Here is a 14,666-nt window from a genome sequence, read left to right as displayed (position 1 = left end):
TCCGACAACAGAGCTGTGCGCTGCCTTCAATGTGCCCCGCCCGATGTCGGGCGGGGTTTTTGTGATTTACTCTGCGGCGTCTTCGTATTCTGACATCGGGGGGCATGTGCAGACGAGGTTTCGGTCGCCGTATGCGTTGTCGACGCGGTTGACGGGGGACCAGTATTTGTCGACGCCCATGGAGCCCGGGGGGAAGCAGGCCTGTTCGCGGGTGTAGGGGCGGTCCCAGTCGCCGACCAGATCGCGCACCGTGTGGGGGGCGTTTTTCAGCGGGTTGTTTTCCGCGTCGATACGCCCGTCGATGATATCCTGCGCCTCGGCCCGGATGGACAGCATCGCGTCGCAGAAACGGTCGAGCTCGGCCATGGGTTCGGATTCCGTGGGTTCCACCATCAGGGTGCCGGCCACCGGCCAGGACATCGTCGGCGCGTGGAAGCCTGAATCGACCAGCCGTTTGGCGATGTCATCGACGCTGACATGGGCGGCCTCGTCCAGCGGGCGGGTGTCGAGGATGCATTCATGCGCCACCCGGCCCGTTTCCGAGGTGTAGAGGATCGGGTAGGCCTCGCTCAGCCGCGCGGCGATGTAATTGGCGTTCAGGATCGCCACTTTGGTCGCCTGCGTCAGACCCGCGCCGCCCATCAGCAGCACATAGGCCCAGCTGACCGGCAGGATCGAGGGCGAGCCGAAGGGCGCCGCCGAGACCGGGCCGACAGCGGTGCCGTATTCCGGGTGGCCGGGCAGATGCTCTTCCAGATGCGCCTTGACTCCGATCGGGCCCATGCCGGGGCCGCCGCCGCCATGCGGGATGCAGAAGGTCTTGTGCAGGTTCAGGTGGCTGACATCGCCGCCAATGTCCCCCGGACGCGACAGGCCGACCATGGCGTTCATGTTGGCCCCGTCGATATAGACCTGACCGCCATGGTCATGGGTGATCTGGCAGACCTCCTGCACGGTGGTCTCGAACACGCCATGGGTGGACGGATAGGTGATCATGCAGCCGGCCAGATGATCCGAGTGCTTCTCGGCCTTGGCGCGGAAGTCATTCAGGTCGATATTGCCGTTCTCATCCGATTGCACCGGCACCACCTGCCAGCCCACCATCTGCGCCGAGGCCGGGTTGGTGCCATGGGCCGAGGTCGGGATCAGGCAGACATTGCGGTGCCCCTCACCGCGGGCGAAGTGATAGTTGCGGATGGTCAGGAGCCCCGCATATTCCCCCTGCGCGCCCGAGTTGGGCTGCTGGCTGATCGCGTCATAGCCGGTGATCTGGCACAGCTTGTCGTTCAGATCGGCGATCATCTCGTGATAGCCCTGCGCCTGATCTTCCGGCACGAAGGGGTGCAGGTTGCCGAACTCGGGCCAGGTGACCGGGATCATCTCGATCGTGGCGTTCAGCTTCATGGTGCAGGAGCCCAGCGGGATCATCGCCCGGTCCAGCGCCAGATCGCGGTCGGCCAGACGGCGCATATAGCGGGTGATCTCGGCCTCGGCCCGGTTCTTGTGGAAGATCTCGTGGGTCAGATAGGCGCTTTCGCGCAGCGCGTAATCCGGCAGGCGATAGACCTTGTTCGAACTGTCATCGGTGCGGTCGATGCCGAAGGCGCCCCAGACCGCCTCGATGGTCTCGGGCCGGGTCTGTTCGTCCAGGCTGATGCCCACGCGTGTCTCGCCCACCTTGCGCAGGTTCACACCGCGCGCCACGGCGGCCTCCATCACCGTGGTCTGCAGATGGCCGACCTCGACCGTGATGGTGTCGAAGAACACCTCCGGCTCAACCGAGAAGCCCGCCTCTTCCAGACCGGCGGCCATGCGCGAGGTCTTGCGGTGCACCGATTGCGCGATGGCCTTGATGCCATCGGGGCCGTGATACACCGCATACATCGAGGCAATGACCGCCAGCAGCGCCTGCGCGGTGCAGACATTCGAGTTCGCCTTCTCGCGGCGGATATGCTGCTCGCGGGTTTGCAGCGCCAGGCGATAGGCCTTGTTGCCGCGGCTGTCGATGGACACACCGATGATCCGGCCCGGCATTGCGCGCTTCAGCTTGTCGGTGGTCGCCATATAGGCGGCATGAGGCCCGCCATAGCCCATCGGCACGCCAAAACGCTGGGTCGAGCCGATGGCAATGTCCGCGCCCATCTCACCCGGCGACTTCAGCAGCGCCAGCGACAGGATGTCGGCAGCGACAATGGCGATGGCTTTATGTTCGTGCAGGGCGGCGATTTCAGCGGTGAAGTCGCGCACATGGCCATGGGTGCCCGGATACTGGAAGATCGCGCCAAAGACCGCGCCGGCGTCGAGGCTGTCGGGATCGCCCACCTGCACGTCGATGCCCAGAGGTTCGGCGCGGGTTTTGATCACCGCGATGGTCTGCGGGTGGCAGTTGCGGTCGACAAAGAAGGCTGCGTTGTTGGCCTTGGACCGGCCACCGCGTTTCGCCATCGCCATCGCCTCGGCAGCAGCGGTGGCTTCGTCCAGCAGCGAGGCGTTGGCCACATCCAGCCCGGTCAGATCGCTCACCATGGTCTGGAAGTTCAGGAGAGCCTCGAGCCGGCCCTGGCTGATCTCGGGTTGGTACGGCGTATAGGCGGTGTACCAGGCCGGGTTTTCCAGGATATTGCGCAGGATCGGCGCCGGCGTGGTGGTGCCATAGTACCCCTGCCCGATCAGCGAGGTCAGGACCTTGTTCTTGCCCGCCACCTCTTTCATGTGAAAGAGCGCATCGCGTTCGGTCATCGCCGGACCCCAGTCCAGCGGGTCCTTCTGCCGGATCGCGGGCGGAACCGTGGCGTCGATCAGCTGGTCCAGCGTCTTGAAGCCGATCACCTTGAGCATGTCGCGCATCTCGGTCGGGCTGGGCCCGATATGGCGGCGGTTGGCGAAGTCATAGGCTTCGTAATCGGTCAGTTTGAAGGCCATCGTTGCGCTCCTGTGGAAAGGTCAGGTCCGGCGGAGACTGCGGGAGCCTCCGGCGGGAGTATTTGGAAAAAGATGAAGCGGGGGAGCCCCGATACCGGGGCTTTGCTGTGGCGTCAGCCGATGAAGGCTTTGTAGCCGGCCTCGTCCATCAGGTCTTCGAGCTGCGACGCGTCCGCGATCCTGATCTTGTAGATCCAGGCCTCGCCCTCGGGGTCTTCGTTCAGCGCGCCGGGATTGTCGGCCAGCGTCTCGTTCACTTCGGTGATCTCGCCATCGACCGGGGCATAGAGTTCCGACGCCGCCTTGACGGATTCGATCACGCCGATCTCGCCGTCTTTTTCAAACTCGTCGCCTGCTTCCTGCTGCTCGACGAAGACCACATCGCCCAGTTGCTCGGCGGCGTGGGCGGTGATGCCCAGCGTGGCGGTGTCGCCCTCAACGGTCAGCCATTCATGCTCTTCGGAATAATAGGTTGCCATTGTGTCTCTCTCCTGACTTCAACGCTTGTAATTCTGGGTGACGAAGGGCAGCGCCACGATCTCAGCCGGTTGCGGCTTGCCCCGGATGATCAGGTTCACCGCCTCGCCCGGTGTGCTGTGCGCGGTGGCGACATAGCCCATCGCCACAGGGCCGCCGACCGTGGGACCAAACCCGCCCGAGGTGATCTGGCCGATTGTCGCGCCATCTGCCGATTGGATTTCCACGCCCTGACGCGCCGGGGCGCGCCCTTCGGGTTTGATGCCCACCAGCTTGCGCGCCGGCCCCTCGGCCAGTTCCTTTTGCACGCGGTCCGCGCCGGGAAAGCCGCCCTCTTCCTTGCGGCGCTTCTGGATCGCCCAGCCCAAGCTGGCTTCGATCGGCGAGGTGCTCTGGTCGATGTCATTGCCATAAAGGCACAGTCCCGCCTCCAGCCGCAGGCTGTCGCGCGCGCCCAGACCGGCCGGTTCGCAATCCTCATGCGCGAGGAAGGCGCGGGTAATTTCAATGGCCTTGTGCTGCGGGATGGAAATCTCGTACCCGTCCTCGCCGGTATAGCCCAGCCGCGAGATGCGGCAGTCGACGCCCATGATCGGCGCCATGGTGGTTTCCATGAACTTGAGATCCCGCGCTGCGGGGCAAAGATCGCCCACAACGGTTTCCGCCGCAGGGCCTTGGACAGCGACCAAAGCGCGGTCGAAAATCTCGGTCACTTCGACACCGTCCAGATTGGCCTGCATATGCGGAATATCCTGATGCCGCAGCGCCGCGTTCACCACCACAAAGAAATGATCGCCCGCGTTCGACACGATCAGGTCATCCATGATCCCGCCTTGCGGATTGGTGAAGAACCCATACCGCGCCTTTCCTTCCTTCAGCGTCGCATAGGCCTGCGGGCACAACGCTTCCAGCTTCTCGCCCACATCCTCGCCCCGCAGGAGCACCTGACCCATATGGCTCACATCAAACACCGCCGCCTTCTCACGGCACTGCTTATGCTCCCCCATAATCCCCAAAGGATACTGAACAGGCATCTCCCAACCCGCAAAATCAACCAGCTTGCCACCCAACTCAACATGCAAAGCGTAGAGAGGCGTGCGTTTCGGTGCGTCTGTCATGTCGGATACCTTCTTTTTCGTATCTAATGGTCGGAACGCGTACCCGTCAGTCTGCCCCAAGCCGCATAGAATGCAACGATTCAGCCCTGAATTTCGGCAATTCGCATCCGCCACAGCAGGTTTGCATACGGGTGTATGCACCTGAAATGTTCCTATAGGAAACTTTTTTCCGTTAGGCAACAAACTTCGTTTCAAAGCTGATTGATCGCGCCGAACCCCGCGAGACCCACCGTACGGGCTTCGCTTATGCCAAGGCAACCTGTTGGAAAATCTGTATTTTCGACCTGCCTTATCACACGGGGTTGCCCAGCGACGAAACGGCATGTTCCAGCGCATGGAGACCGGTGATCAGGTCCTCCTCGGCCGTATCCTCGGCGAAATCGTGGCTGATTCCGTTGATCGAGGGCACGAATAGCATCGCCACCGGCATCAGGCGCGATACATTGGTGGCATCATGCAGCGCGCCCGAGGGCATCATGCGCCACCGGTCCGGCGCTACGGCCTGCGCGCCCGCTTCCAGCGCGCCGCGCAGGGTCGGGTCCGTGCGGACAGGCTCCAGCCCCAGCATCTGGCCAAAGCTCAGCGTCATGCCCATGCGGTCCGCGACCTCTTGCGCCGTGTCGCGGATGATCTGTTCCATCCGCAGCAGACGGTCGGCCTCAGCATCCCGCCACTGCATCGAGAACCGGGCGCGGCCCGGCACGATGGACGAGGCGTTGGGATGCAACTCCACATGCCCGACGGTCCAGACGGTTTGCGGGGTAACGACGTTCCGGAACCGCGTATTGATCTGAGCGTTGAACAGGGAAAGCGCCTGAAACGCATCGCGGCGCAAATGCATCGGTGTGGTTCCGGCGTGGTTCTGTTGCCCTTCGAAACAGATCACCATATCGCGGATGCCGACGATATCGGTCACAACGCCGATTACATCGCCTTCGGCATCCAGTGCCGGGCCCTGTTCGATATGCATCTCGATAAAACCGGTGAACTGAGCGGGATCGACGAAATCCTGCGTCAGGCCCTGCATCGAGGCGCGGGCCGCCGCCAGCGTTATGCCCGAATGATCGGTCAGCGCATCGGCTTTGGACAGGGGCAACCCGCCCGACCAGATCGCCGAGCCCGTGGTGACCCCGAACCGGCCTTCTTCGTCCTGAAAGCTGACAACCGATATGGGCCGGCCGCTGGCGCGCGCGACCTCGAGCGCTGCGATCACGCCCAACGCGCCATCCAGCCAGCCGCCCTCGGGCTGGCTGTCGGAATGCGAGCCCATCAGCAGGGATGGCCCTTGTGCCAGACCGAACAGGTTGCCGACCGGGTCGAAACGGGGCCGCAAACCGGCCTCCTCCATCCGTCCGGCCAGCCAGCGGCGGGCGGCGATATCGGCTTCGGAATAGGCCGGGCGCACCACGCCCTTGCCCACGCCCGATGCCCCGAAGGTGCGCAGCTTGTGCAGATCGGCCAGAAACCGTTTCTCATCAACCGCCATCGCGCCCCCGCTCGTTCCCCGATACGGGAACAATACGCCCGGCGCGCGGCCGCGCAAGCGCCCTGCGGTGAATATTGACGCGACCGGACAAACCCCTCTGGCCCCGGCCCGCAACCTGCCCTAAGACTTCGCCCCAAGAGGAACGCCATGTCATACATCACACTGGTCCGTCACGGACAGGCCAACACCGCCGCGCGGGACGAAAAGAATTACGACAAGCTCAGCGCGCTGGGGCATCAGCAGGCGCGCTGGCTGGGTGCGCATCTGCGCGATACCCGCACGCATCATCCCCGTGTATACTGCGGCACCCTGCAACGGCATATCGAGACCGCCGCCAGCATGGGCCTGCCCGAGCCGATACAGGACGCAAGGCTGAACGAAATCGAGTATTTCAACATCGCCAAACTGTTCGAGGACCAGCATGGCGAGGTTGTGCCCACCGACCGCGAGGGCTTTGTGGAACATCTGCCCAAGACCTTTGCCGCCTGGTCGCGGGGCGAGATCGAAAACACACCCGAAACCTTCGCCGAATTCGAAACCCGCGTGTCCGACGCCCTGCGCGACATCGGCACCGAGGGTGGGCCTGCAATCATCGTCACCTCCGGTGGCCTGATCTCGATGGTGGTGCGGCAGGCGATGGGGCTGGATATCCCGTCGATGGCGCGGGTGGCGCTTGCCATCATGAACACGTCGATGCATCGTCTGCACCCGATTGGCCCGCAGCTGAGCCCGGTTCTGTTCAACGCGGTGCCCCATCTGGAAGCACCCGACCGGCAATACGCGCAGACCCACCTGTAAGGAGGCCCCGATGCAGCTTTATTACGCCCCCCGCACGATCTCGGTTGCCGTTGCGATTGCGCTGGAAGAGGCCGGGCTGGACTATGAAGCGATCAAGCTGGATTTCGCCGGGGGTGAGCAGACCAAGCCCGCCTATAAGCAGATCAACCCAAAGGGCCGGGTTCCGGCGCTGGCCGTGGACGGCGGCATCCTGACCGAAACCGGCGCGCTGCTGGATTACATCGCAGCGATTGCGCCGCAGGCCGGGCTGGTGCCCGACGACCCGGTGATGGCGGCGCGGATGCGTGAGGTGATGTATTACCTCGCCTCGACCATGCATGTGAACCACGCCCACGGGTTGCGCGGGTACCGCTGGGCCAACAATGAAGCCAGCTGGCAGGACATGGCCGGAAAGGTTGCCGAGACGATGACCGCCTCCTGCGCCTATATCTGCTCGAACGGGCTGCGCGGGCCGTTTGTTCTGGGTGAGGCATTCTCGCTGGCCGACGCTTACCTGTATGTTGTCTGCAGTTGGCTGGAAGGCGATGGCGTCGATGTCTCGGCCTTTCCCAAGATCGTAACCTTCCGCGACGCGATGGAGGCGCGGGTTTCGGTTCAGGCGGTGCACACCGCCGGGATGCTCTGACAAAAGGATCACGCATGACACATCTCTGGGTCCGGGCCGAACAGCGCCCGAACGAGGAACGGGTCGGGCTGACCCCCGAAGGGGCTGCGGCCCTGATCGCCGCAGGCCTCCGCGTGACGGTCGAGGAAAGCTCGGTCCGCGCCATTCCGATGGACGGCTACCGGGACGCGGGCTGCGAGATCGCGCCTGAAAACACCTGGCCCGAGGCCCCGCTGGACGCGATCATCTTCGGCCTCAAGGAACTGCCCGAGGATGGCACGCCCCTGCCCCATCGCCACATCATGTTCGGCCATGCCTATAAAGGCCAGCATTCCGGCCGTGCTTTGTTGCAGCGGTTCAAGACCGGGGGCGGTACGCTCTATGATCTGGAATATCTGGTGGACGAAAATGACCGCCGGGTCGCCGCCTTTGGCTATTGGGCCGGATATGCGGGGGCTGCGGTCACTCTGAAAACATGGGCCGCGCAGCAACGCGGACAGGAATGCCCGCCGGTTGGGGTCTATTCCAGCAAAGACGCTCTGAACACCGAACTGGTTGCCGAACTGGACGCCACCGGTGCGGCGCGCGCCAACGCCATCGTCATCGGCGCCCTGGGCCGCGTGGGCACAGGGGCCGCAGACCTGTGCGAGGCGATGGGCGTCACCGTCACCAAATGGGACATGGCCGAGACCGCCAGCGGCGGCCCGTTCCCGGAAATCCTGACCCACGACCTGTTCCTGAACTGCATCTTTGCACGCCCCGGCACCCCGGTCTTTGTTCCACGCGAAGCCCTGACCGCCCCGCGCAAGCTGACCGCCATCGGCGATGTGGCCTGCGACCCGGACAGCGATTACAACCCGGTGCCGGTCTATGACCGCGCCACCACATGGGACGCCCCCGCCCTGCGTGTGGCCACCGACCCGGTGATGGACGTGATGGCCATCGACAACCTGCCCTCGATGCTGCCGGTCGAAAGCTCGCAGGATTACGCAGCGCAACTTCTGCCCTCGCTGCTGACCCTGACCGATCTGGACAGCGGCGTCTGGGGTCGGGCAGAAGCAATCTACAGAACACATATCGAAGGGATCTGAGCGATGACGATTCACTGGTGTGGCACCGGCCTGTCGGCCATTCCCGGCCTGCGCCGCCTGATCGAAAGCGGCCATAGCGTCACCGTCTGGAACCGGACCGTCGAAAAAGCCAAAGCCGAGGTCGGCGACCTGACCGATGATATCCGCGCCTTTGACATCGACGCCTTGGGCGCGGTGCTGGAAAAGGGCGACGTGATCGTGTCCATGCTGCCGGGCGACTGGCACGTGCCGCTGGCGGAACTGGCGATCTCGAAACAGGCCAATTTCGTCTCATCCTCGTACATCGCGCCCGAGATGCGCGCGCTGAACGAGGCCGCGCGCGAGGCCGGTGTGGCGCTGGTCAACGAGGTCGGGCTGGACCCCGGCATCGACCACCTGATGGCGCATGCGCTGGTCGCGGATTACCGCGCCTCGGGCGCGTTCGATCCGCAAAACCATCTGAGCTTCATCTCGTATTGCGGTGGCATCCCGAAAATCCCGAACCCGTTCCGCTACAAGTTCAGCTGGTCACCACTGGGCGTCTTGAAGGCGTTGCGCTCTCCGTCCCGGTCGATCCGCGACTATGCCCCGCTGGACGTTGCCCGCCCGTGGGGCGCGATCAGCAGCTATATCGCCCCGCTGCCCGCACCAGAAAGCTTTGAGGTCTATCCCAACCGCGACTCGCTGCCCTTTATGGCCGAGTACCAGTTCGAGGATCACTGGACCGTCAAAGAGTTCGTCCGCGGCACCCTGCGCCTGAACGGCTGGGCGGATGCATGGTCGGACGTGTTCACCGCGATCGAAACCCTCTCGGGCGCGCAAGGCGACGCCCGCCTGAAAGAGATGTCGGATCAGTTCTGGGCCGAGAACGCCTATGACGAAGGCGAGCCCGACCGCGTGGTTCTGTGCGTGGGCCTGAACGCCGAGAAAGAAGGCGTCGAAGTCTGGCACAAAACCTATGTAATGGACGCCTGGGGCGACGAACGCGGCACGGCGATGGCGCGGCTGGTGTCGGTGCCGGTGTCACTGGCCGTCGAGGCCGTCCTGAACCGCGCCATCCCGGCAGGCGTCCACGCAGCCCCCAGCGATCCGAAACTGGTGCGGGAGTGGATGGGCGAGATCAACAAACTGGCGCAGCATTTGCAGGTGGTGGATCATCAGATTTGAAGCTTCATTAGCCCTTTTTTCAACAATCTAGCCAATAAAGAGGGCTAATCCTGAACCGCTTCAATCCCCCACCGGGTTGCGTTGTCGCGAATATAGATCGGATAAGCACGATCCAGATTCTCCAGGAGGATTTTGTCAAACCAGTTTGTACCACTCTCGGAAGAATCCTGCAGCATACAGGCGACCAAACGATCAAATTCTAAGAATTTCTCAATCTCACGGACAAGTTTACCTTCTTCAAGAATTCTCAGCCCAGCCGCATAGCCCTGCAAGACACCATTTGAAACGGAGACAAGATTGACTTCCCCGTCCAGTTTCTCGGAGAGAGCCGTCGAAAACTTATTGATCACCTGATCACAGGTTTCTTTGGACAAATCATGGGAATGCTCAGGAAATAGTTCCGGGCAGTCTGCACCGGCTGCGCGACAGGCCTCGAAAAACTTGCGCCGACTGTATGTATCATCAGGTCTCAACCGCAGCGCCGTTGCAAAGGCGGCAGCCGCATCCCTGTAGCTCTGGTTTCTTAGCTTTAGATAGCCCGAATAGCTCCAGGCCCAGGCACCAACGTCATGGTCATCGATCGCGTCAGCCACCAAATTTTCAAGGTCTTCCCACCGCCTCATGCGCTGAAACAGCTTGGCCTTGGTTTCAAGCGAGAAATCATAACCCGGCTGCAACTCCAACGCGGTGTCAATCGCTTCCAGAGCCGCCGGATACTTTTCGGCCCGAGCCAGAATTGTGGCTTTCCATTGCCACGGGACAGAACTCTCCGGGTCGGCGTTTATGGCCAGATCGACCTGATGCAATGCTTCATCGGTCTGATCCAGCGTCATATAGACACGCATTTTGTGCCGGTAGATTAAGGACCGGGTTGATGGCTTGTGCGCTGTCCATTTCAGCAAAGTATCGCAGGCCGCAAGCTTGTCCTGCGGGTCGGCTGCGCGGAAGTTGCAGGTTTCGATCAGCTTTCGATGTTCATGGCCGACAAAAACCACGCCACAGACTATCAAAAGGATGAGTGCGGTTAGAATGCGGGCAAGTTTTGATCGGCGCTTCGGCGGGTTTGGCGGGGTATCGGAATTCATTAAATCAACCAAAAGTATAGTCGACCTAACCCTAGGGTGATTTATCAAAGGTTGTCCATGTCAACCACGTCATCCACCATTCCAAAGTACCGGTGATGCCAAAAGGCCACCCCAATTTATTGGAATGGCCTTTTTGGTAAGGGACAGATCTGAAACTTCCATTCAGGAATATCGCTGGATCGTATCCTCGATATCGTTGCGGTTGATGCCCAGTTCGGCCAGTTGGTTGTCGCTCAGGCCGTTGAGATACTGCGCGGCGCGGACGATGTCCGAGCTGATGGCGCGGATGCGCATGGCGCGGTCGAACAGCAGCAGGGCGCTGGCGGTCGGGGCGGGCGCGTTGGCGGGTGGGATCACGTCAAACATGTCAGGAACCTCACGTTGGGTGTTGGGGTCAGGGCGCACCGGGCGTCCGATCACTGCTGATACGGCTTGTTGTGATAGACGCTGTCATAGGCGCGCTGTTTGATCTCGTCCCGCGCCACACCGATATCCACCAGTTGCTGGTCGCTGAGCTGTTCCAGATCCCGCACGGTTTTGGCATAAATCCGACGGCGAAAATGTTCGACCCTGGTGTCGGCGTATCTGGCGAACAGACCGTCAAACAGGCCGGTCCGGGCTTCTGCTGTGTGTGTATAGGCCATGTCTTTCTCCTCCGAAACTTGGTTGCGCTGTCGTTCTGACATTCAATTAAGGAACCCCGCCTTAACGACACCAAAGCGGTTCATTAAGGTTTGTTCAGGTTCCAAATCCGGAGAGAGCGGGCCGATCCTGCAGCCCGGGCAGGGTCAGGGCGCTGCACAGGCCCTGCAGGCTTAGGCCGTTACATCAGATCGTTTTCGACATCCTCTGCCGAAATTCCCAGCGCATCCAGACCGTTTTCCAGATGGTCCGACAGATGCGGCGTACCGATCAGGTAATCGGCGCAGGGGGTCGAAGCCTCGGACCTGGCGGTGGCGATGGCCTCGGCCAGGTCTTCCGCGAAGAAGCTCTCGCGCCCGATCCACATGATGGCGACCAGCTCGGCCTGCTCATCCTCGCCCATACGGTCGATGAAGGCCCGCAGCTCGCCCTCGGCGCGGTTCAGTTCGCGGCCCATCATGGCGACCTGGGCGACTTTTCTTGCCGAGATTTCCAACATGTTTCAGCTCCTCGTGTTCGCGGTTCTGAGGGTATCACAACCATCCTCGGAGGGCGGAGTCTTTGATCTTACGCAAACCGGCGCAGGCGATGTGCGCACCCGTGACATCGGGCGGTCCGGCACCGGCGCCTTGCGGAACGGGCGGAAGGTGGCCTTTTTGGCCCAGAGTTTCAGCGCCTGCCAGACGATCAGGGCAAAGGTCCGGCGAGCGCCAAAAGGACGGCGCAACAGCGACCACAGGATCACGCGGTTGGTCAGGGGCCGGCGCGGCCCGGTCAGGGTGGCGATCAGGCCGCCCTTGTCGCGGCCATAATCGATCCAGACACCAACCCGGTCGGGGCGGAAATCGAAGCGGAAAGTATAGTCCCCTTCGATCTTCTGAAACGGCGACACATGCATCAGCTTGTCGGCCACCACCCGGTCCGACGGCCCGATGGCCGCAAAGCCGGGGTTGTGGCACAGATAGCTGTGGCGCGTGCCATAGGTGTTGGTGACCTCGGCTACCACGGTGTAAAGCTGATTGTTTCCGTCGAAACAGAACCAGAAACTGACCGGGTTGAACACATATCCCAGCACGCGCGGCTGGGTCAGCAGCAGGATCCGGGCGGGCTGGGCGACCCCCATTTCGTCAAACCGCGCGCGCAGCCATGCAGCGCCGTGGCCCTGACCCGGCGCGCCGCCATGATCGCGGGTGCGCCAGTTGGTGACATTCGCCCGGTCGAGGGAAAACAGCGCAGGCGTTGCCGGATCGGACTCGGGGTCAAACAGGATGTAGTCGACGGAATAGCGAAACGCATTCTCGATCGCGCCCTTGCGCCCGTGATAGGTGTGACCCGCAACATGGTCGATATGCTTCATTCCGCCGAACTTCCCGCTGCGCCGTAAACTGTTCAAACGGCGCTCTTTTCCGCAAACCACTCTATACACCGATACGAAAAATAGCCCGGATTGGATTTATTTGTCCCGACAAAGTGATCCGGCTTGGGTCGGCCCGCGTAAAGTGGTTATGTTTACCGAGATCGACTCCGTGACCTTGGACGAACCTGCGGCTGAAGCGGCCGCCCCTCAGCCTTGGCGCGCAAAGAAACGCATCAAGGGAAAGCCGGTGAACGGAACGAAGCAAAGTTGCGGCACCAGAACCGAGTGGGTGGACCATGTCAGGCGCATCCGGGACGCGCAGGATCAGGCGGCCTTTGCCGAGCTGTTCCAGCACTTCGCGCCGCGTATCAAGGCGTTTCTGATCAAATCGGGATCAGACGCCACGATGGCCGAGGAATGCGCGCAAGAGGTGATGGCGACCTTATGGCACAAGGCCCATCTGTTCGATCCAGCACGGGCAACGGTGGCCACCTGGGTGTTTACTATCGCTCGGAACAAGCGCATCGACGTTCTGCGCAAGCAACGCCGCCCCGAACCCGAAGAACTGGGCTGGGGACCCGAGGCGGAGCCCGACCAGGACGACGTGATCGCGCTGCAACAGGAAACCGCGCAGTTGCGCAGCGCCATTCTGGCCCTGCCCGAAGCGCAGAGAGAACTGATCGAGAAGGCGTATTTCGGGGATCTGAGTCACCGGGAAATTGCGTCTCAGACCGGGTTGCCGCTGGGAACGATCAAATCACGAATACGGCTGGCGCTGGACCGCTTGCGCCATGCGATGAACTGAGATGATGGAAATGAGCGAGACGATCAAACATCACCTGACGGACGACCTGCTGATGGCCTATGCCGCGGGCAATCTGCCCGAAGCGTTTGACCTGATGGTCGCCACGCATCTGTCCCTGTGCGACCATTGCCGCGCGCGGGCGGAAAGCTTTGACGCCGTGGGCGGCCATGTTCTGGAGGAACAGGCCGATACCGTCGATATGAGTGACGCGTCGCTGGCCGCCACGATGGCCTTGATCGCCCAGGGCGCACCGACCCCCAGGCCCGCACGTCCGGGCTGCGCCGTCTTGCCGGTCCCGCTGCAGGATTACGTAGGCGGAACGGTCGACGATATCCGCTGGAAACCCATCGGCATGGGCGTGAAACAGGCGATCCTGCCGACCTCGAAAGAGGCAACGGCTCGCCTGCTGCTCATCCCCGCCGGTGTCGCCGTGCCCGATCACAGCCATAACGGCACGGAACTGACGATGGTGCTGCAGGGCGCGTTCTCGGATGAGGTCGATCACTTCGCCCGCGGCGATGTCGAGATTGCTGATGAAGATCTGCATCACACGCCCACGGCAGATATGTCCGGGGATTGCATCTGTCTGGCCGTTACCGACGCGCCGCTGAAATTCAGTAAGCTGATGCCGCGCCTGTTCCAGCCGTTCCTGCGAATCTGACGGCGCGGGACGTTCCGTGATATGCTGATGCGCAGTTTGGAACGGCAAGGCGTTGCGATGATCAGAGCATTGGCATTTTCAGTGGCACTGTCCGGATTTGCGCCCGTCGCGTCGGCACAGATGGTCGCGGAGGTGACGTTCGAGCCCGGCAATTTCGGGACGATGGTCAGCGGGACAATCACCGGAAACGAATATTTCGACTACAGGCTCGGGGCCAGTGCCGGGCAGGAGATGTTCGCCGAGCTTCAGGTCAGCGACACCAACGGCAACGGGGTAATCTACTTCAACATCCTGCCACCCGGCAGCGATGGCGAGGCGATCTATATCGGCTCGATCAACGGCAACACCGCCCGCATCGATCTGCCCGAGGACGGAGAGTATACAATCCGCGTCTACCTGATGGGCAATGACCGCGACACCGGCAAGACGGTCGGCTACACTCTGGACCTGTCGATCCAGTAGCCCTAAAGCGTT

At 62.1% G+C, this 14,666-nt stretch carries 16 protein-coding genes; 7 read left to right on the top strand and 9 right to left on the bottom strand.

Features of this window, described 5'->3' with window-relative positions; translation table 11 throughout:
- Nucleotides 1–66: 66 nt before the first annotated feature.
- The 4 genes from gcvP to ACR0EZ_RS08240 all read right to left on the bottom strand — a co-directional run bounded on the left by gcvP (nucleotide 67) and on the right by ACR0EZ_RS08240 (nucleotide 6,003).
- A complete protein-coding gene (gcvP, locus tag ACR0EZ_RS08255; RefSeq protein ID WP_480612173.1) occupies nucleotides 67–2,922 on the bottom strand; it encodes an aminomethyl-transferring glycine dehydrogenase in 2,856 nt (951 codons plus the stop codon).
- A gap of 113 nt (nucleotides 2,923–3,035) precedes the next feature.
- On the bottom strand, nucleotides 3,036–3,401 hold the full coding sequence (gene gcvH, locus ACR0EZ_RS08250; RefSeq protein ID WP_480612172.1) for a glycine cleavage system protein GcvH: 366 nt from the start codon (nucleotides 3,399–3,401) through the stop codon (nucleotides 3,036–3,038).
- Nucleotides 3,402–3,419: 18 nt separating this feature from the next.
- Complete coding sequence (gcvT, locus tag ACR0EZ_RS08245; RefSeq protein ID WP_480612171.1) at nucleotides 3,420–4,517, bottom strand: glycine cleavage system aminomethyltransferase GcvT; 1,098 nt, start codon at nucleotides 4,515–4,517, stop codon at nucleotides 3,420–3,422.
- A 292-nt stretch (nucleotides 4,518–4,809) separates the two neighbouring features.
- Nucleotides 4,810–6,003, bottom strand: coding sequence for a Zn-dependent hydrolase (locus ACR0EZ_RS08240; protein ID WP_480612170.1), 1,194 nt, complete (start codon nucleotides 6,001–6,003; stop codon nucleotides 4,810–4,812).
- Nucleotides 6,004–6,150: 147 nt separating this feature from the next.
- Between ACR0EZ_RS08240 and ACR0EZ_RS08235 the strand changes: the two genes are divergently transcribed.
- The 4 genes from ACR0EZ_RS08235 to ACR0EZ_RS08220 are packed head-to-tail and all read left to right on the top strand — an operon-like array spanning nucleotide 6,151 to nucleotide 9,642.
- Nucleotides 6,151–6,801, top strand: a complete 651-nt coding sequence (locus tag ACR0EZ_RS08235) for a histidine phosphatase family protein (RefSeq protein WP_480612169.1) — start codon at nucleotides 6,151–6,153, stop codon at nucleotides 6,799–6,801.
- Nucleotides 6,802–6,811: 10 nt separating this feature from the next.
- Nucleotides 6,812–7,426 carry a glutathione S-transferase family protein gene (locus ACR0EZ_RS08230; protein WP_480612168.1) on the top strand — a complete coding sequence of 205 codons (615 nt, stop codon included), beginning with the start codon at nucleotides 6,812–6,814 and terminating at the stop codon, nucleotides 7,424–7,426.
- 14 nt (nucleotides 7,427–7,440) lie between these two features.
- Nucleotides 7,441–8,496, top strand: a complete 1,056-nt coding sequence (locus ACR0EZ_RS08225; RefSeq protein ID WP_480612167.1) for a saccharopine dehydrogenase — start codon at nucleotides 7,441–7,443, stop codon at nucleotides 8,494–8,496.
- Between the two features lie 3 nt (nucleotides 8,497–8,499).
- On the top strand, nucleotides 8,500–9,642 hold the full coding sequence (locus ACR0EZ_RS08220; RefSeq protein ID WP_480612166.1) for a saccharopine dehydrogenase family protein: 1,143 nt from the start codon (nucleotides 8,500–8,502) through the stop codon (nucleotides 9,640–9,642).
- A gap of 44 nt (nucleotides 9,643–9,686) precedes the next feature.
- Here the strand turns inward: ACR0EZ_RS08220 and ACR0EZ_RS08215 are convergent, their stop codons facing one another.
- The 5 genes from ACR0EZ_RS08215 to ACR0EZ_RS08195 all read right to left on the bottom strand — a co-directional run bounded on the left by ACR0EZ_RS08215 (nucleotide 9,687) and on the right by ACR0EZ_RS08195 (nucleotide 12,726).
- Complete coding sequence (locus tag ACR0EZ_RS08215) at nucleotides 9,687–10,727, bottom strand: tetratricopeptide repeat protein (RefSeq protein WP_480612165.1); 1,041 nt, start codon at nucleotides 10,725–10,727, stop codon at nucleotides 9,687–9,689.
- A gap of 162 nt (nucleotides 10,728–10,889) precedes the next feature.
- Complete coding sequence (locus ACR0EZ_RS08210; protein ID WP_480612164.1) at nucleotides 10,890–11,093, bottom strand: hypothetical protein; 204 nt, start codon at nucleotides 11,091–11,093, stop codon at nucleotides 10,890–10,892.
- Nucleotides 11,094–11,143: 50 nt separating this feature from the next.
- Complete coding sequence (locus ACR0EZ_RS08205) at nucleotides 11,144–11,371, bottom strand: DUF1127 domain-containing protein (RefSeq protein ID WP_480612163.1); 228 nt, start codon at nucleotides 11,369–11,371, stop codon at nucleotides 11,144–11,146.
- Nucleotides 11,372–11,550: 179 nt separating this feature from the next.
- The gene (locus ACR0EZ_RS08200; protein ID WP_480612162.1) at nucleotides 11,551–11,868 is read right to left on the bottom strand and encodes a DUF3775 domain-containing protein; all 318 of its coding nucleotides are present in this window, start codon (nucleotides 11,866–11,868) and stop codon (nucleotides 11,551–11,553) included.
- A 3-nt stretch (nucleotides 11,869–11,871) separates the two neighbouring features.
- A complete protein-coding gene (locus ACR0EZ_RS08195) occupies nucleotides 11,872–12,726 on the bottom strand; it encodes a DUF1365 domain-containing protein (protein WP_480612161.1) in 855 nt (284 codons plus the stop codon).
- Between the two features lie 289 nt (nucleotides 12,727–13,015).
- Between ACR0EZ_RS08195 and ACR0EZ_RS08190 the strand changes: the two genes are divergently transcribed.
- From ACR0EZ_RS08190 to ACR0EZ_RS08180, 3 genes are read left to right on the top strand one after another with little or no spacing between them, the layout of a single operon-like run.
- Entirely contained in the window at nucleotides 13,016–13,531 is a 516-nt protein-coding gene (locus ACR0EZ_RS08190; RefSeq protein WP_480612408.1) for a sigma-70 family RNA polymerase sigma factor, read from the top strand.
- Nucleotides 13,532–13,541: 10 nt separating this feature from the next.
- The gene (locus ACR0EZ_RS08185; protein WP_480612160.1) at nucleotides 13,542–14,192 is read left to right on the top strand and encodes a ChrR family anti-sigma-E factor; all 651 of its coding nucleotides are present in this window, start codon (nucleotides 13,542–13,544) and stop codon (nucleotides 14,190–14,192) included.
- A gap of 57 nt (nucleotides 14,193–14,249) precedes the next feature.
- Nucleotides 14,250–14,654, top strand: coding sequence for a hypothetical protein (locus ACR0EZ_RS08180; RefSeq protein ID WP_480612159.1), 405 nt, complete (start codon nucleotides 14,250–14,252; stop codon nucleotides 14,652–14,654).
- Nucleotides 14,655–14,666: the final 12 nt, after the last annotated feature.

The organism is Ruegeria sp. AK4 (genome assembly GCF_056541025.1).
This window is presented reverse-complemented; position numbering and strand designations above follow the sequence as displayed.